This is a genomic window from Rhodanobacter sp. GW835-FHT13D09 (assembly GCF_058793995.1).
The window spans coordinates 429,400-446,732 of the sequence record NZ_JBXAGL010000002.1 but is presented as its reverse complement, the minus strand read 5'-3'; the positions used below and the strand labels follow the sequence as shown (position 1 = coordinate 446,732).

16 protein-coding genes are annotated in these 17,333 nt (G+C 69.8%); 8 read left to right on the top strand and 8 right to left on the bottom strand.

Translation table 11 applies throughout. From position 1 onward, the window contains the following. Positions 1–152: 152 nt before the first annotated feature. From AC1Q5A_RS04805 to AC1Q5A_RS04795, 3 genes are all read left to right on the top strand, one after another. Entirely contained in the window at positions 153–2,411 is a 2,259-nt protein-coding gene (locus AC1Q5A_RS04805) for a TonB-dependent receptor (RefSeq protein ID WP_492698860.1), read from the top strand. A 68-nt stretch (positions 2,412–2,479) separates the two neighbouring features. Then, complete coding sequence (locus AC1Q5A_RS04800) at positions 2,480–3,646, top strand: sialidase family protein (RefSeq protein ID WP_492698858.1); 1,167 nt, start codon at positions 2,480–2,482, stop codon at positions 3,644–3,646. Beyond that, positions 3,643–4,101: a hypothetical protein gene (locus AC1Q5A_RS04795; protein WP_492698855.1), complete on the top strand. Its 459-nt coding sequence runs from the start codon at positions 3,643–3,645 to the stop codon at positions 4,099–4,101. The genes AC1Q5A_RS04800 and AC1Q5A_RS04795 overlap by 4 nt, the downstream gene beginning before the upstream one ends. A gap of 109 nt (positions 4,102–4,210) precedes the next feature. Here the strand turns inward: AC1Q5A_RS04795 and AC1Q5A_RS04790 are convergent, their stop codons facing one another. Continuing rightward, positions 4,211–5,206, bottom strand: a complete 996-nt coding sequence (locus AC1Q5A_RS04790) for an isoaspartyl peptidase/L-asparaginase family protein (protein WP_492698854.1) — start codon at positions 5,204–5,206, stop codon at positions 4,211–4,213. Between the two features lie 222 nt (positions 5,207–5,428). On the opposite strand from AC1Q5A_RS04790, the gene AC1Q5A_RS04785 reads away from it, so the two are divergent. After that, the gene (locus AC1Q5A_RS04785; RefSeq protein ID WP_492698852.1) at positions 5,429–6,790 is read left to right on the top strand and encodes a 3-oxoacid CoA-transferase; all 1,362 of its coding nucleotides are present in this window, start codon (positions 5,429–5,431) and stop codon (positions 6,788–6,790) included. Between the two features lie 64 nt (positions 6,791–6,854). Here the strand turns inward: AC1Q5A_RS04785 and AC1Q5A_RS04780 are convergent, their stop codons facing one another. The 3 genes from AC1Q5A_RS04780 to AC1Q5A_RS04770 form a co-directional block, all read right to left on the bottom strand. Further along, positions 6,855–7,877 carry a sensor histidine kinase gene (locus tag AC1Q5A_RS04780; RefSeq protein WP_492698850.1) on the bottom strand — a complete coding sequence of 341 codons (1,023 nt, stop codon included), beginning with the start codon at positions 7,875–7,877 and terminating at the stop codon, positions 6,855–6,857. Positions 7,878–7,901: 24 nt separating this feature from the next. After that, a complete protein-coding gene (locus AC1Q5A_RS04775) occupies positions 7,902–8,633 on the bottom strand; it encodes a response regulator transcription factor (RefSeq protein ID WP_492698848.1) in 732 nt (243 codons plus the stop codon). Positions 8,634–8,740: 107 nt separating this feature from the next. Continuing rightward, entirely contained in the window at positions 8,741–9,352 is a 612-nt protein-coding gene (locus AC1Q5A_RS04770) for an arylesterase (RefSeq protein ID WP_492698846.1), read from the bottom strand. Here AC1Q5A_RS04770 and AC1Q5A_RS04765 point away from each other — a divergent pair. From AC1Q5A_RS04765 to AC1Q5A_RS04755, 3 genes are all read left to right on the top strand, one after another. Beyond that, positions 9,351–10,049 carry an ABC transporter ATP-binding protein gene (locus AC1Q5A_RS04765; RefSeq protein ID WP_492698845.1) on the top strand — a complete coding sequence of 233 codons (699 nt, stop codon included), beginning with the start codon at positions 9,351–9,353 and terminating at the stop codon, positions 10,047–10,049. The genes AC1Q5A_RS04770 and AC1Q5A_RS04765 overlap by 2 nt on opposite strands. Before the next feature lie 184 nt (positions 10,050–10,233). Further along, positions 10,234–12,717, top strand: a complete 2,484-nt coding sequence (locus tag AC1Q5A_RS04760; protein ID WP_492698843.1) for an ABC transporter permease — start codon at positions 10,234–10,236, stop codon at positions 12,715–12,717. Positions 12,718–12,776: 59 nt separating this feature from the next. Then, entirely contained in the window at positions 12,777–13,898 is a 1,122-nt protein-coding gene (locus tag AC1Q5A_RS04755) for an SLC13 family permease (RefSeq protein ID WP_492698841.1), read from the top strand. 157 nt (positions 13,899–14,055) lie between these two features. On the opposite strand, the gene AC1Q5A_RS04750 is transcribed toward AC1Q5A_RS04755, so the two are convergent. Next, positions 14,056–14,832, bottom strand: a complete 777-nt coding sequence (locus tag AC1Q5A_RS04750; RefSeq protein WP_492698840.1) for a DUF4097 family beta strand repeat-containing protein — start codon at positions 14,830–14,832, stop codon at positions 14,056–14,058. 62 nt (positions 14,833–14,894) lie between these two features. Here AC1Q5A_RS04750 and AC1Q5A_RS04745 point away from each other — a divergent pair, with 62 nt between their 5' ends. Continuing rightward, on the top strand, positions 14,895–15,155 hold the full coding sequence (locus AC1Q5A_RS04745) for a hypothetical protein (RefSeq protein ID WP_492698838.1): 261 nt from the start codon (positions 14,895–14,897) through the stop codon (positions 15,153–15,155). Here the strand turns inward: AC1Q5A_RS04745 and mazG are convergent. Genes mazG through nudE form a run of 3 tightly spaced genes read right to left on the bottom strand, consistent with a single transcriptional unit; the run spans position 15,152 to position 17,321 of the window. After that, on the bottom strand, positions 15,152–15,964 hold the full coding sequence (gene mazG / locus AC1Q5A_RS04740) for a nucleoside triphosphate pyrophosphohydrolase (protein WP_492698836.1): 813 nt from the start codon (positions 15,962–15,964) through the stop codon (positions 15,152–15,154). The genes AC1Q5A_RS04745 and mazG overlap by 4 nt on opposite strands. Then, on the bottom strand, positions 15,961–16,767 hold the full coding sequence (cysQ, locus tag AC1Q5A_RS04735) for a 3'(2'),5'-bisphosphate nucleotidase CysQ (RefSeq protein WP_492698834.1): 807 nt from the start codon (positions 16,765–16,767) through the stop codon (positions 15,961–15,963). Before cysQ ends, mazG begins: the two co-directional genes overlap by 4 nt. Further along, a complete protein-coding gene (gene nudE, locus AC1Q5A_RS04730) occupies positions 16,764–17,321 on the bottom strand; it encodes an ADP compounds hydrolase NudE (protein WP_492698833.1) in 558 nt (185 codons plus the stop codon). The genes cysQ and nudE overlap by 4 nt, the downstream gene beginning before the upstream one ends. Positions 17,322–17,333 lie beyond the last annotated feature (12 nt).

Here is a 17,333-nt window from a genome sequence, read left to right as displayed (position 1 = left end):
CGGCGGGCGGTGCCCGCCCTACGTTCGCTGCGGGCACCTTTCGCCGTGCCCGCGCATCCCATCGCCGAACCACCGCTGCGACAACGCGCCATCTGTGGTGCGTGCGACCGCGGACTATCCTTGCAACCCTAGACCACCATCCAGAGTGTCGCTTGAACACCCTACCGCTCGGCCTTTGCGCAGTCGCACTCGCCGTGGGCGCCGGCCCGCTGCTGGCCGCCGATGGGCCCGCCCCCGCCACCACCACCCTTGCGCCGGTCTCGGTGCACGCCAGCGACACCATGGTGATGGAGACGCCCAGCGTGCGGGTGCGCGTCGACCGGCAGCAGCTGCAGCAGCAAAACGTCACCGAAAGCGCCGACGCGCTGAAGTACGCGCCGAACATGATGGTGCGCAAGCGCTACATCGGCGACCCGAACGCGGTGATCAGCGGCCGCAACGCCGGCACCCTGCAGAGCGCGCGCAGCCTGGTCTACGCCGACGGCCTGCTGCTCTCCAACCTGATGACCAACGGCTGGGACGGCGCGCCGCGCTGGGGCATGGTGGCACCCGGGGAAATCGGCGCGGTCGACATCCTGTACGGGCCCTACTCCGCGCTGTATCCGGGCAACTCGCTGGGCACCACGGTGCTGATCCACACCGTGCTGCCGCAGCAGTTCACGGCCAGCGCGAGCACCCAGTTCTTCAGCCAGGACTACCGCGACGCGTATGGCGCCGGCGGCCACTACAACGGCCACCAGGCCGCCGCCACCATCGGCGACAAGCAGGGCCGCTGGAGCTGGCTGCTGGAACTCAGCCGGCTCGACAACCACGGCCAGCCGATGCAGTACGCCACCGCGAAGGCCGGCGGCAATGCGGCCTCGGCAGTGCCGGTGAGCGGCGCCACCCTGGACCGCAACCCGAACGGCTCGCCGCGGCTGGTCTACGGCGCCAACAGCATCGAGCACACCGTACAGGACCAGGCCAAGCTGAAAGTCGGCGTCGACCTCACCGACCGCGTCGCCGCGCTGTTCACCGTGGGCTGGTGGCACAACCGCGCCGAAGACCGCACCCGCAGCCTGATCAGCGACGCCGCCGGCCACCCGGTCGCCGGCGGCGTGATCAGCGCAGCCGGGCGGACCTGGACCCTGCCGGCCAGCGGCCTGGCACCCTCCTCGGCCCACGACACCCATATGTTGTACGGCGTCGAATTGAACGGCCGCCTCGACAACGGCTGGCGCTGGACCGCCGTGGCCAGCCACTACGATTTCCTGCGCTCGCAGGCGGCCACGGCCAACCTGGCTGAACCCGGCGTTCCCGGCGGCGGCCCCGGCACGATCGCCGACAAGGCCGGTTCCGGCTGGGACACGTTCGACCTGCGCAGTTCCGGCCCGCTCGGCGAGCGCCACATGCTGTACGCCGGCGCACACGGCGACCGCTACGTGCTGGACAGCCGCGTGCGCCACGCCAGCGACTGGCGTGGCGACGCCGACGGCGCACGGGTCAGCGCGTTCGCCGGCCGCACGCAGACCCGCGCGCTGTACCTGCAGGACGTGTGGAGCTTCGCCGATGCCTGGACGCTGACCCTGGGCGGGCGACTGGAACAATGGCGTGCGTATGGCGGCCTGCGCGCGAATGCGGTCAGCACGCTGCACTACGCCGACCGCCGGCGCACCGACTTCTCGCCCAAGGCGGCGCTGAGCTGGGACCTCGCCGGCGGCTGGGAGCTGCGCCTGGCCCATGGCAAGGCGGTGCGCTACCCGACGGTGACCGAGCTGTTCCAGGGCAGCCTGTCGGCCAACGCGATCGTCAACAACAATCCCGACCTGAAGCCCGAGACCGACGAATCCACCGACCTCACCCTGAGCCGCCACCTGGAGCACGGCCACTGGCGCGTCTCGCTGTACCAGGACCGCATCGCGGATTCGCTGTACTCGCAGAGCGACATCACCGTCACCCCCACCGTCACCAGCGTGCAGAACATCGACAGGATGCGCAGCCGCGGCATCGAGGGCGAACTCGGCCTCACCGACTTCTGGCTCGACGGCCTCGACCTTTCGGCCAGCCTCGCCTTCAGCGACGCGAAGACGCGGGCGGACCGCCAGTACCCGCTGGCCAACGGCAAGACTTTCCCGCGCATCCCGAAGATCCGCGCCAGCGTGTTCGCCGACTACCGCTTCGCGCCGCAGTGGGACGCCTCGCTCGGCATCCGCCACTCCGGCCGCCAGTACGACACGCTGGACAACAGCGACTACGTGGACAGCTACGGCGCGGTGAGCCGCTTCACCGTGGCCGACGCGAAGCTGCGCTGGAAGTTCGCGCCGGGCTGGACCGGCGCACTCGGCGTCGACAACCTCACCAACGAACGTTACTGGGTCTACCATCCCTACGCCGGCCGCACCTGGTTCGGCGAGCTGCGCTGGGAGCTGTGACACCCCCTCCCCAACCCTCCCCTGCCAGCAGGGGAGGGAGCAGGGCCGAAAACCCGAGGAACATTTAGATGCGTCGCCTGCTGTTTATCCTGCTCTGCCTGCTGCCATTGGCGGCGTTCGCGCACGACGGCATGCGCATGGAGATGCCGAAAGGCGCCGAGCTGGGCGCCAGCGCGGCGTTCGACAGCCACGGCCGGCTGTGGCTGGTGGACGCGGCGGACGGCCACGTGCGGCTGCGCCATTCCGACGATGACGGCCGCACGCTGAGCGCGCCGGTCGAGGTGAACGCCGCGGCCGAACGCATCTACGCCGAAGGCGAGAACCGCCCGAAGATCGCGTTCGGGCCGCACGACGAAATCTACGTGAGCTGGTCGCAGCCGCGCGCCGAACCGTGGACCGGCTTCGTGCGCTTCGCCCGCTCGCTGGACCGGGGCGAGCACTTCAGCGAGCCGCTGACCGTGCATCACGACCGCGCCGAGATCACCCACCGCTTCGACGCACTGGCGGTGGACGGCAAGGGCCGCGTCGTGATCGCCTGGATCGACAAGCGCGACGTGATCGCCGCCACCGCCGCCGGCAAGCCGTACCTGGGCGCCGCGGTCTACTACAGCTGGTCGGACGACGGCGGCGCCAGCTTCGTGCCCGAACGCAAGCTCATCGACCAGAGCTGCGAATGCTGCCGCATCGCCCTGGCACGCATGCCCGATGGCGAAGTCGCCGCGTTCTTCCGCAGCATCTACGGCGACAATATCCGCGACCACGCCTATGCGGTGTTGCGTACGGACGGCCAGGCGAGCCGTGCCGAACGCGCCACCTTCAGCGACTGGCAGATCGCCGGCTGCCCGCACCACGGCCCCGGCCTGGCGATCGGCCGCGACGGGGTTCCCCATGCCGTGTGGTACGAGGCCAAGGGCCAGCCCACGATCTGGTACGGCCAGCTCGATCCCGGTCATGCGCCGAGACATCCGCTGGCGATCGCCAGCGTCGGCGCCAGCCATGCCGACGTGGCCGTGCACGAGCGCACCGTGTGGGTCGCCTGGAACCAGGCAAGCGCGGACAGCTACGCGCTGATGCTGCGCCGCTCGACCGATGGCGGCGCGCACTTCGACGCGCCCCGCGACATCGCCCGCAGCAGCGGCGCGGTGGGTTCGCCGCAGCTGCTGCTGAAACAGGGTCGTGCGTTCGTGGCCTGGAACACGGCAGCCGGCTTCCGGCTGGTCGAGGTACCGCGATGAAGCGCCTGCTGCTCGCCCTCGTCCTGTGGCTGCCGGCGCTGGCCAGCGCCGGCACGCTGCAGCCACTGGCCGCCGCCGACGTGCCCGCCCTGCTGCAGCCGCCGGCGCACGGCGCACGCATCCTCGCGCTGTGGTCGCTCGACTGCGCCTACTGCGAACCGAACCTCGAAGCGCTGGCCGCATTGCAACGTGCCCATCCGCACGAGATCGAACTGGTCACCGTGACGACCGACAGCATCGCGCTGAGCACGGCGATCGAGGCGCGCCTGCACAGCATGAAGATGGACGGCTGGCCCGCGCGCGCCTACGCCGAAGCCTCGCCGGAACGCATCAACTTCCTGCTCGACCCGAACTGGGGCGGCGAGACCCCGCGCGTATTGGTGATCCACGCCGATGGCAGCCGACACGGCATCAGCGGCGCGCTGACCCCGGCGCAGCTGCAGAAAATCCGGTAGGGCGGCCACTTCGCCGCCGAAGAGCGGGCGGACAATGTCCGCCCTACAAAAGCTGCCGGGGCCGTGCAGGGCGGGCACCGCCCGCCGCCTTGCCCCGCGGCCGAAGCGGTCAGGGCTGCGCGACGCTGTCGGCCGGCGCCGGCAGTTCGGCGGTGCCGTCGTCCTCGTCGCCGTAGAGCGCCACGTGCGGCACACCGTCGGCGCCGATCCAGCCGCGGTACATGCCGTCGGTGTTGAACGGGATCGAGATATGCCCTTCCGCATCCAGCGCGATCGCGCCGCCGTTGCCGCCCATCGACGGAATCTCCTGGTTGATCACCTCGGCGGCGGCACGCTTCAGCGGCACGCGCATCTGGGTCACCTTCATGCATATCTGGTGCGCGGCCACGGTGCGGATGTAGAACTCGCCCCAGCCAGTGCCCGACACCGCGCAGCCGGAGTTCGCGTAGGTGCCGGCGCCGATGATCGGCGAATCGCCGATGCGGCCCCAGCGCTTGTCGGTCATGCCGCCGGTGGAGGTGCCGGCGGCGAGCCGGCCCTGCGCATCCAGCGCCACTGCGCCGACCGTGCCGAAGTGTTTGGCCGTCTCGACGTCCGCATGCGGCCGCTTCGCGGCATCCTCCTTCAACGCCTGCTGCAGCTGCTGCCAGCGCGCATCGGTGCGGAAGTACGATGGATCCACCAGGGTGATGCCCTGCTCCTTCGCGAAGGCCTCGGCACCCGCGCCGGACAACATCACGTACGGCGAATGCTCCATCACCGCACGCGCCAGCAGGATCGGGTTCTTCACCCGCTGCACCCCGGCCACCGCGCCGGCGCGCAGCGTGTTGCCGTCCATGATCGCCGCGTCCAGCTCGTTCTTCCCGTCATGGGTGAACACCGCGCCCTTGCCGGCGTTGAAGTTCGGATCGTCCTCCAGCACGGTGATCGCGGCGGCCACCGCATCCAGCGCGCTATTTCCCGCCTTGAGCCGGGCGTAGCCGTCGCGGAGCGCCCGGGTCATCGCCGCGCGCACTGCCTGCTCCATCGCCGGCGTCATCTCCCGCCTGACCACGCCGGCGCCGCCGTGGATCACCAGCACGGGCGAGACGGCGGCGTGGCTCATGGCGGCAACCCCGAAGGTGGCGAGGGCAAGGAGCAGATGACGCGGTCTCACGTGGCGTTCTCCCGGACAACGGCACGAGTATACCGGGACGCGGTCTGTGACTTGGGCGCGAAGCTGGAGAGGAAAATGCGCGTTGCCTCCGCCTGCGACCTTGGTACAAGGCCGCGCCGGGCCAAACCGTCGTATCCTTGGCAGCTGACTCTCCCCGAGGAAGGCACAGCGATGGACAAGGTTTATCCGAGCGCGGCGAAAGCCCTTGACGGCCTGTTGTTCGATGGCATGACGATCGCCGCCGGCGGTTTCGGCCTGTGCGGCATCCCCGAGAACCTCATTGGCGCGTTGCTGGAGGCCGGCACCAGGGACCTGACTATCGTCGGCAACAACGCCGGCGTGGACGACTTCGGCATGGGCCCGCTGCTGAAGACGCACCAGGTCAAGCGTGTCTACGCCTCCTACGTGGGCGAGAACAAGGAGTTCGAGCGGCAGACCCTGGCCGGCGAGCTGGAGCTGCACCTGACCCCGCAGGGCACGCTGGCCGAGAAGCTGCGCGCCGGTGGCGCCGGCATCCCCGGTTTCTACACGCGCACCGCGTTCGGCACCAAGCTGGCCGAGGGCAAGGAAACCAAGGTGTTCGGCGGCAAGGAATACGTGCTGGAGGAATCCATCACCGCCGACCTGTCGATCGTGAAGGCGTGGAAGGGCGACGCCCACGGCAACCTGGTGTTCCGCGAGACCGCACGCAATTTCAATCCGATGATCGCCACCTGCGGCAAGGTCTGCGTGGCCGAAGTGGAGCACCTGGTGCCGGTCGGCGAGCTGGACCCGAACAACATCCACGTGCCGGGCATTTACGTCGACCGCATCGTGCAGGGCGCGAAGTACGAGAAACGCATCGAGTTCCGCACCATCGCCGGCGTGGCCGGCGGCAAGGAAAGCCCGCTGCGCGTGGCGATGGCCAGGCGCGCGGCGAAGGAGCTGCGCGACGGTTTCTACGTGAACCTGGGGATAGGCATCCCGACCATGGTGGCGAACTACATCCCCGACGGGGTCAACGTCACCCTGCAATCGGAAAACGGCCTGCTCGGCATCGGCCCGTTCCCGACCGAGGAGCAGATCGACCCCGACCTGATCAACGCCGGCAAGCAGACCATCACCACCCTGCCCGGCTCCAGCTTCTTCTCCAGCGCCGAGTCGTTCGCGATGATCCGCGGCGGCCATATCGACCTGTCGATCCTGGGCGGCCTGGAAGTATCCGCGCACGGCGACCTCGCGAACTGGATGGTGCCGGGCAAGATGGTCAAGGGCCCGGGCGGCGCGATGGACCTGGTCAGCGGCGTCAAGCGCGTGGTGGTGCTGATGGAGCACACCGCGAAGGACGGTTCGCCGAAGATCAAGAACCAGTGCGACCTGCCGCTGACCGGCAAGCAGGTGGTGGATCTGATCATCACCGACCTGTGCGTGTTCGAGGTAGCCAAGGGCAAGGGCCTGACCCTGATCGAACTCAACGAAGGCGTCAGCCTGGACGAGGTGAAGGCGAAGACCGGCTGCGCATTCGCGGTGGTCCCGGCGCTGCAAGCCGGCTGATACGTGGGGCGGGCACCGCCCGCCGCTTTGCTCCGGAACCGAAAAGCCGGCGGCCGTGCCCGCCCTACAAGGCGGATTCCGCCGCTTCGCCTACCGGCAACGGGTGCGGAAAGCGGATGCGGGCGATGTTTTCCTGACCCTGGCCCGCCTGCAACTCCAGCGGCCAGGCAAAGCGATCGCTGATCCGCTGGGCGATGGCCAGTTCAAAACCATGCCGATCGACGCCACGAACGCGCAGCGGGCGACCATCGCTGCCACCGGGTACCTGGGATGCTATCCGGTTGCGCACGCTGACCGCGCCAGGCAGCACGCAGATCACCACGCTGCCCTGCTCGGTCTGCTCGCAGGCGTTGCGGATCAGCTGCCAGCACAGCACCGATAACGCCTGCCGCGAGCCCCGCAGCGCAAAACGGGCCGGCTCGTCCAGCAGCAGTTCGATCGGACGGCCGGCGATCAACTCGCGGGCGGACTCCAGTTCCTTGCGCAGGACGTCGTTGACCACGAAGTACTCATCGTCGGTGACGCTGTCCGTCTCGCGCGCCAGGATCAGCAAGGCCTCGACCAGCACCTCCATCTCGCGGGTGGCGCGCTTGATCCGGCGCACCGAGCGCATGCCGAAGTCGGTGAGGCCCTCTTCCTCGGCCAGCATGTCGATCGACATCTTGATCACCGTGAGGGGGCTGCGCAGCTCGTGGCTGGCGTCGCGGGTGAAGTTGCGCTCGCGCTGGTTGTAGCCGGCCAGGCGGGTGGCGAAACCGTGCAGGCCGCGCGCCAGCGAAGCCACGTCGGCATCGGTGTCGGCGGACAGCTGGTCCAGGTGCAAGGCCGCCGGATCGAATGGCTGGCCCTCCCACCGGCTCACCAGCCGGGCCAACGCACGCACCGGCCGCCACTCGCGCCGGGCAGCCAGCCACGCGAATGCCGTGGCGAGCACGATGACCGCAATCACCATGGCCGTCGGCGCCACGTCGTAGAGGCCGAGCACGCAGACGGCCACCACCGTCAGCGACTGCAGCCCGAAGACCCACCCGATGCGCCGACGGAAGGCCCCCACGCGGCAGTGGACTGCGTTGACCCGGCTATCCATTACATGCAAGCACCATGTGCGTTGTCAGACTGTCTGGGGCGCGGACGCCACTTCCGATTCGATATCCGCGAGACGGTACCCTGCAGAATGGATGGTATGTAGCAGGGGTCGCGCGAAGGGCTTGTCGATGACCCGACGCAGGTTGTAGAGATGCGAGCGCAGAGTGTCCGAGTCCGGCAGCGTATCGCCCCAGATCTCGCGCTCGATATCGCGCCGGCTGACCACCCGCGGCGACTCGCGCATCAGGATCGCCAGCAACTTCAGGCCGATCGGCGACACGGTGAGTTCCTGGCCCTCGCGGGTCAGCCGCAGCGTGGCGGTGTCCAGGGTCATGTCGCCGACGCTGAGCACCTCGGTGGAGACCTGGCGGCGGTCCCGGCGGATCAGCGCACGCAGCCGCGCCTCCAACTCGCGCACCTCGAATGGCTTCACCAGGTAATCGTCGGCGCCGGCCTCGAGCCCGGCCAGCTTGTCCTCCAGCGTGTCGCGGGCGGTGAGCATCAGCACCGGGGTGGATTTCTTCGCCTCCCGGCGCAGCTTGCGGCAGACCTCCAGGCCGTCCAGCCCCGGCAGCATCAGGTCCAGCACCAGCACGTCGTAGCTGTTGGACACTGCCAGGTGCAGTCCGCTCACGCCGTCGGCAGCGTAATCCACCGAGTAGCCGCGGCGCTCCAGGAACTCGCCGACCATCTCGGCTATCTGGCGGTTGTCTTCGACCAGCAGGATCAACCCTGCCTGTTCATCATGTACGGTCATCGTCCTTACCTCCGCGTCCTCACATCTTCACACACGTGAAGAGATAACCGGCGCACAAGTGACGGCCGTGTGAAAGCCGGCGATAACGGTTCAGAGCCGGTTCGGTTTCAATGAAGCAACGGCCGCAACGGCTCCCACACGGTATCCAGTACCCGCGGCTGGGCGGCAGCCACCGGATGCAGGCCGTCAGCCTGCATCAGCGCGGGGTCGAGCGCGACGCCTTCGAGCAGGAACGGCACCAGCGCGACGTGGCGGCTTTGTGCCAGTTCCGCATAGACCGCGCGCAACCCGTCGCGGTAGCGCTGACCATAGTTCACCGGCAGTTCGATGCCGACCAGCAGCACCCGCAGCTTCGCCTGCTGCGCGGTGCGGATCATCGCGTCAAGGTTGTTGCGCAGGGCCGGCAGCGGCAGGCCGCGCAGGCCGTCGTTGGCGCCCAGTTCCAGCACCAGCACCGCCGGACGGTACTTCGCCAGCAATGCCGGCAGGCGGTTGCGCCCGCTCAGCGAGGTCTCGCCGCTGATGCTGGCATTGATCGCGCGCCACTTCGGCACCATCTGGTCCAGACGCGCATCCAGCAGGTGCACCCAGCCGGACTCGAGCGGGATGTTGTGCGCGGCGGACAGCGAGTCACCCAGCACCAGCACGGTTTTCGGCGCGGCCGCCTGGGCGCTGCCGATGCCGCAGAGAAAAACCAGCCACCACAGGCATCGACGCATGAGCGATTCTTCCCGGCCTCTTCTTGAAGCCTGCGATGTTAGCAAGTCGGTCAACGGCCCCGAGGGGAGACTGGAGATCCTCAGCCAGGTCAGCCTGCAGGTGCGGTCGGGCGAAAGCTTCGCCATCGTCGGCGCCTCCGGTTCCGGCAAGACCACCCTGCTCGGCCTGCTGGCCGGGCTGGACACGCCGGACGACGGCCGCATCGCGCTGGACGGCCACGCGCTGCAACAGCTGGACGAGGAAGCCCGCGCCGACCTGCGCCGGCGGCTGGTCGGCTTCGTGTTCCAGTCATTCCAGCTGCTGCCTGCGCTCACCGCCGAGGAGAACGTGATGCTGCCACTGGAACTGGAAGGCAGCAGCGCGGCGCGCACGCGCGCACGCGAAGCGCTCGAAGCGGTGGGGCTGGGCGCGCGCCGGCGGCACTACCCCGCCCAGCTCTCCGGCGGCGAGCAGCAGCGCGTGGCAATCGCCCGCGCGTTCGTGCACGGCCCGCGTGTGCTGTTCGCCGACGAACCCACCGGCAACCTCGACCAGCGTACCGGCCACCACATCTGCGACCTGCTGTTCGCGCTGAACCGCGACCACCGCACCACCCTGGTGCTGGTCACCCACGACGCGACCCTGGCCGCGCGCTGCGATCGCCGGATCGAGCTGGAAGAGGGCCGCGTGGTGGCCGCGTCCGGGGATCCCGCATGAGCATCCCTGCGTCACGCGCCGCCCTTGCTCCCTCCCATGCCTACCTTGCTCCCTCCCCTGCTTGCCCCAAAGGGACTTCCTTCGGTCGCAGGGGAGGGCTGGGGTGGGGTGCTCTTGATCTGCCCGCCACCCTGAGCCACCCCCTCCCAGCCTCCCCCTGCTGCGCAGGGGGAGGAGCAAAGCCATGAACCTTCTACGCCTGTCCCTGCGCAGCCTGCGCCGCGAATGGCACCTGCCGGAATTGCGCACGCTGGCCGCCTCGCTGGTGCTTGCCGTGGTGGCGCTGGGCGTGGTCGCCACGCTGGCGACGCGGATCGAACGCGGCATGCTGGCCAGCGCCGCCGAACTGATCGGCGGCGACATCGGCGTGTCGTCGCCGCAGGCGGTGCCGGAGACGTTCGCCGACCGCGCCCGCCGCGACGGTCTGCAGCTCAGCCGCACCGCCGGCTTCCCCAGCGTGGCGTTCGCCCACGAGGAGGCCCAACTGCTCGACGTGCAGGCCGTCGATGCGCACTATCCGCTACGCGGCAAGCTGGAGCTGCGCGACGCCGCCGGGCGCACGCGCAACAGCCACGCCCCGGCCGCGGGCGAGGTCTATCTCGACCATCGTGCGCTGGTGGCGCTGGGCCTCAAGGTCGGCCAGCCGCTGCAACTGGGCGGGCGCGAGCTGACCATCGCCGCCGAACTGCTGCGCCAGCCCGATGGCGGCGAACTGCTGGCGCTGGCGCCGCGTGCGCTGATGAGCCTGGCCGATGCCGAACAGGCCGGCCTGCTCGGCACCGGCAGCCGCGCCCGCCACCGCCTGCTGCTGGCCGGCACACCGGCTGCGGTGCAGGCCTGGCGCGACTGGGCGCAGGCGACCGTGCTGCCGCAGGGCGCCGAGCTGATCACGCCGGAGCAGACCCAGGAGCGCATGCGCACGGCATTCGACCGCGCCGGCGCGTTCCTGCGCCTCACCGCCCTGCTCTCGGCGTTGCTGGCCGGCATCGCGATCGCGCTGTCCGCGCAGCGCTACGCACGACGCAAGACTGCCGAAGTGGCGTTGCTGCGTGCGCTGGGTACGTCGCGACGGCGCGTGCTGGGCCTGTTGCTGGGCACGCTGGCCGCGCTCGCCGTGCCGGCCGCCGCACTCGGCGTGCTGATCGCGCTGGGGCTGGCGCAACTGGCCTGGCTGCTGGCCAGCCAGCTGTTCGGCAGCATGCCGACCGCGCTGCCGCTGGCGCCGTCGTTCGCCGCGGCCGCGATGGGCATTGCGGTGCTGGTCGGCTTTGCGCTGCCGCCAGTGGCGCGGCTGGCCGAAGTCGCTCCCGTTGCCGTATTCCGCCAGAGCATGCAGCGGCGGGTGCGCCGCTTCGATGCGCTGTACCTGATCCCGGCGCTGGTGGCGCTCGGCCTGATCTGGAGCCAGAGCCGCTCGCTCACCCTGGCCGGCATCCTCGCCGCCAGCCTGCTCGGCGTGGCGCTGATTGCGGCGCTCTTGGCCGGAGCGCTGCTGTGGCTGGCCCGGCGCATCGCACCGGGCGCGCATCCGGCGCTGCGGCTGGGCCTGGCCGCGCTGGCGCGGCGACCGGCGCTGAGCGTGATCCAGGCCACCGCGCTCAGCCTGGGCCTGTGCGCGCTGCTGTTGCTGGCGGTGGTGGCACCGGCGTTGCTGCAGGGTTGGCGCCAGGAGCTGCCGGCAAACACGCCAAACTGGTTCGCGCTGAACCTGCAGGATGACCAGCGTGCCGGCTTCACCCAGGCGCTGGACCATATCGGCGGCGACCAGCTCAACATGCTGCCACTGGCGGTGGGCAAGCTCACCGCGATCAACGGCCAGCCGATCGACCGGCTGCACTTCGCGGACGAGCGCGCCAAGGACTGGGCCGACCGCCAGTTGCGGCTGTCCTGGTCCGCCGCCCTGCCGCCCGCCAACGAGGTGATCGCAGGTCGCTGGCACGGTGCGCAGCCGGCCCGCGCCGAGGTGTCGACCGACACCATGTGGCGCGACATGTTCGCGCTGAAGGTCGGCGACACGCTGCGCTTCGACGTCGGTGAAAGCAGCATCGAGGCGAAGGTCGGCAGCGTGCGCAGGGTGGACTGGAGTTCGTTCCGGGTCAACTTCTTCCTGCTGCTCGACCCGGCCCACGCCGGCGGATTGCCGCATACCTGGCTGGCCAGCTTCCACCTGCCGCGCGGACACGCCGCGGAGCTGGCGCAGCTGTCGCGCGACTACCCCAACCTCAGCCTGGTCGATGTCGACGCGCTGCTCGACCGCGTGCGCGAGATCGTCGACCGGGTCGGCAGCGCGGTGCGCTGGATCCTCGGCTTCAGCCTGCTCGCCGGCGCGCTGGTGCTGGCCGCCGCGCTCGCCGCCAGCGCCGCCGAGCGTCGCCACGAAGCCGCGCTGCTGCGCACGCTGGGCGCGCGCCGCGCACAACTGCGCGTGGCCGCCGCCTGCGAATTCGCCCTGCTCGGGCTGGTCGCCGGCCTCACCGCCGCGCTCGGCGCCGCCGGTGCCGGGCTGTGGCTGGGACAGGCGGTGTTCCATATCGAGAACTTCGTGCCGCCGATGTGGCCGCTGCTCGGCGGTGCCGCCGGCGCGGCGCTGGTGGTGATGCTGCTGGGCCTGGCCGGCACCCGCAAGGTCAGCCGCACGCCGCCTATGCGCTTGTTGCGCGAGGGCTGAGCTGTTGCCGGAGATCCCGCTGATAAAGTACGCGGGCACCCCCTCCGCCGGATGTCCCGATGACAGCGAACCGCCTGCGACAGCGCCTCAGGGAGGAGTGGCTGCTGTGGCTGTTCGCGGCGCTGGCGATCGCGCTGGCGGTGTTCGATCCGCAGCCTCTGGCCAGTTATCGCCGATGGCTGCAGCTGCCCACGCTGGCCGGCCTGACGGGTCTGCTGATCGCGATCCAGGGTATCAGCGACAGCGGACTGGTGCAGCACGCGGCGGCGGCCGTGGTGGCGCGTGCGCGTTCGCTGCGCAGCCTGGGCCTGCTGCTGGTGGCGGCGACGGCGCTGCTGTCGATGGTGCTGACCAACGACGTGAGCCTGTTCCTGATCGTGCCGCTGACCCTGGCGATCGGCGGCGTGTCGAACCTGCCGGTGCTGCGCATGGTGGTGCTGGAGGCGCTGGCGGTAAACGCGGGCTCCACCCTGAGTCCGATCGGCAACCCGCAGAACCTGCTGCTGTGGCAGCACTCGCAACTGGCCTTCCTGCATTTCACCGCGGCGATGCTGCCGGCCGCGGCGGTGATGTTCGTGCTGCTGGCGGCGTTCACCCTGCTGTGGCTGCCGCGCGACCGGGTGGCCCTGGTGCCCGAGCGGATCGACGGCCAGGTAGTGTCCGCACGGCTCGGCGCGTGGTCGATGATCGCCCTGGTCGGCATGGTGCTGCTGATGGAATATGGCCACGCACCGCTGGGCGCCGCGCTGCTGCTGGTACTGTTCGCCCTGCTGGCGCGATCGAGCCTGGCACGGATCGACTGGCTGTTGCTGCTCACCTTCGCCGCGATCTTCCTGAGCCTGGGCCATTTCGCCGAGCTGCCGCTGGTGCAGCGGATGCTGGACCGGTTCGACTTCAGCCAGCCGCTGACCCTGTACGCCGGTGGCATCGTCGCCTCGCAGCTGATCAGCAACGTGCCGGCGACGGTGCTTCTGCTCGAACGCGCGCCCGATCCGATCGCACTCGCGGTGGCGGTGAACGTGGGCGGCTTCGGCAGCGCGATCGGTTCGCTGGCGAACCTGATCGCGCTGCGCCTGGCGAAGCAGCCGCATGGCCTGCGGCTGCTGCACCTGGCGTCGATCCCGTTCCTGCTGGCATGCGCACCGCTGGCGTACCTGGCCTGGCGTTGGATCCACGCGTAGGAGCCCGCTCGCGGGCGATGCTGTTGCTTTAAATCTTTTCAACCATCGGAGCAACAGCTTTGTAGGGCGGGCACTGCCCGCCGCTCTTGATTGTGTGCATCGCCGAAAAGCACGGCGGGCAGTGCCCGCCCCACAAGGTCGCCGGCCGGGGTCGCGATCAATCGTCGTCGTGCGGCACGCTGACCTTGCCCTTCACGCCGGAGTGGCCGACATCGCCACTGCCCTTGGCGCCGAGGCTGAAATCACCGGCCACGTCGTGCACGTTCAGATCGCCCGAGCCCAGCGTATCGGCACGCACGCTGCCGCCGACGCTGCGCAGGGTGACGTCGCCCGAGCCGATGCTGCCGATCCGGGCGTCGCCCCTGACGCCCGTGGCCTTGAAGTCGCCGGAGCCCACCGAGCCCAGCTCCAGGCTGCCGACATTGGCCGCATCGACATCGCCCGAGCCCACGCTGGTAGCGAACTTGCCGGACACCTGGCGCACGTGCAGGGCGCCCGAGCCGACTGAGGTCTGCAGCTGCTGCACGCCGCTGACGTCGGCGTCGCCGGAACCCACGCGCACGGTGACCGGCAGGTTCGCCGGCAGTTGCACGGTGACGTCGAGACTGGTGTAGGAACTGCCGCCGAACAGGCTGAAACCGAAGCCGCCGCTGCCACCGATATCGATCAGCAGCTGGTCGCCTTCGCGCCGCTGGGTGACCTGCAGCTGGTCCAGCGCCGCCTGCCCGGAAGCACAGGCGCGGCCGTGCAGGGTGAGGCCCCTGGCATTGCCGCTGCCGGTCAGGTGAAGATCATGGCTGTTCACCTCGATCTGCACGCCGTGCACGCCGGCCAGGTCGAGTTGCAGGTTGCGCGGTGCTTCGTACTTGCACGGCGTGGCGGCTAAGGCGGCGATCGGCGCGAGCAGCAGCGCGGCGGTGAGAAGGCGGCGCATGGGAATTCTCCTTGGATGGTCGACCCGCCTGGGATGCAGCCGAGGGGAGAAAGGTTGCAGGCATGAAGCATGGGTGCCGCACTCAACGCAGCCGGGCCGGTCACGTTTCCCTGGTCTTCCTGAGAGGAGACCCGTCATGGCTGGCCGTGCTGATCACCGGATCGGCCTCGTTCGTGATGGCTCAGAATACGCCTCCCCCTGCAGCGGCGGGCAAGGGCTCCCGCGGGATTCGCTGCTATCGCGACCATGACACGCGCATGCACGGCATCGACCACCAGGGCAGCGGCGTGATCGGCGACCTGGCGCCATCGCGCCGGCTCTAGGACAGGTGTTCCGTCTGCTTGGCGCGCAGCCAGAGCTGTTCCTGTTCGGCCAGCGTGCGCTCGCCGAACGCGGCGCCCTCGACCGCGGCCAGCCGTTCCATCCGGCGGAAACGCCGCTCGAACTTGGCATTGGCGTGACGCAGCGCCTGCGAGAAATCCACGCCGGCGTGGCGCGCCAGGTTCACCGCCACGAACAGCACGTCGCCGACCTCGTCCTGCAGCCGCGCCGGATCGGCGCCGTTGGCGAATTCGGCGCGCACCTCGTCCACTTCCTCGGCCAGCTTGTCCAGCACCGGTTCGGGGCCGGGCCAGGCGAAACCGGTGGCGGCCGCGCGCTGCTGCAGCTTCTGCGCGCGCTTCCACTCCGGCAGGCCGCCGGAGATGCCGGCCAGCGCACTGTCGTCCGCCGGCGCGCCCTTGTCCGCGCGCTCGGCCGTCTTGATCGCTTCCCACGCCTGCATCTGCTCGTCGAGGTCGGCGTAGCGCGTGTCGCCGAATACATGCGGGTGGCGCCGCAGCATCTTGGCGCTGATCGCGTGGGCGACATCGGCGAAATCGAACAGACCCCGTTCGGCCGCCATCTGCGCATGGAACACCACCTGCAGCAGCAGGTCGCCCAGCTCGTCGCGCAGATCGTGCCAGTCGCGGCGGTCGATCGCGTCGGCCACTTCGTACGCTTCCTCGATCGTGTACGCCGCGATCGAGGCGAAATCCTGCCGTACGTCCCACGGGCAGCCGCGCTCGGGGTCGCGCAGGCGCGCCATGATCGCGAGCAGGTCGTCGAGGCTGTGCCGGGTCGGGTCGCTCATGGCGCCTGCAGCCGTGCCGCCCAGTCGATCGTGCCGTCGCCCACCGCGACGAATTCAGGGTTCAGCAGCGACTCGCCGCGGTTGTAGCGGAATGGCCGGCCGGCCAGATCGAGCACCGCTCCGCCGGCCTCCTCCAGCACGCACTGCGCGGCGGCGGTATCCCACTCGCTGGTGAGGCCGAGGCGCAGGTAGAGGTCCGCCGCGCCGCGCGCGATCAGGCAGAACTTCAGCGACGAGCCCAGCGGCACCAGCCGGTAGTCGCTGCCGACCAGCGACTGCAGCCGTTCGCCCTGCACGCCGCCGTGCGAACGGCTGCCGGCCACCAGCGGCGGGTGCGCCAGGGTGCGCGTGCGGATGCGTTGCCAGGGGCCACCGGCCTCGGCCTGCAGCCACGCCCCCTGGCCGCGTTCGGCGACGTAAAGCTCGCCAGTCACCGGCGCCAGCACCACGCCGAGCGCGCTGCAGCGATCGTCGATCAGCGCGATGTTGACGGTGAACTCGCCGTTGCGCTTGATGAACTCGCGGGTGCCGTCGAGCGGATCGACCAGCCAATAACGCGACCAGTGCCGGCGCTCGGACCATGGCAAGGCCTTCGCCTCCTCCGACAGCACCGGCAGCACCGGGTCGAGTGCGGCCAAACCGGCCGTGATGACCCGCTGGGCGGCCAGGTCGGCAGCGGTCAGCGGCGAGGCGTCGTCCTTGGTCTGCACCGCGAAGTCGCCGTGGTAGACCTCGAGGATGGCGGCTCCGGCGGCGCGGGCGATCTCGCCGACCTGGCGGGCAAAAAGGGGCGCCGTGCTCATGTGCGCGGGAAGCGCCCGGCGAGGTACTCGCGGGCCATGAACAGCGCGGCGATCGAGCGCCCTTCGGTCACGTCGCCGCGACCCAGCAGCGTGTGCAGCTCGGACAGCTTCCACGGCACCACCTCGAGTTCCTCCGGTTCGTCGCCGGCCAGCTTCTCGGGGTAAAGATCCTGCGCCAGCACCACATGCGCCATGTGCGTCATGTACGAGGGCGACAGCGACAGGTTGTGCAGGATCTTCAGCCGGCGCGCGCCGTAGCCGACCTCCTCCTTCAGTTCCCGCTCGGCGCCCTGCTCGGCGGTCTCGTCCTGGTCCAGCCGCCCTTTCGGCAGGCCCAGCTCGTAGCGGCCGAGTCCGCCGGCGTACTCGCGCACCAGCAACACCGTGTCGTCGTCCAGCATCGGTACGATGATCACCGCGCCCAGGCCGCTGCCCTTCAGTCGCTCGTAGGTGCGCCGTTCGCCGTTGGAGAACTCCAGGTCGAGCTGCTCGACGTGCAGGAAATGGCTGTCGCTGACATCGCGCGTGGCATGGATGATCGGTAGTTTGCGCATCGGGGCATTCTA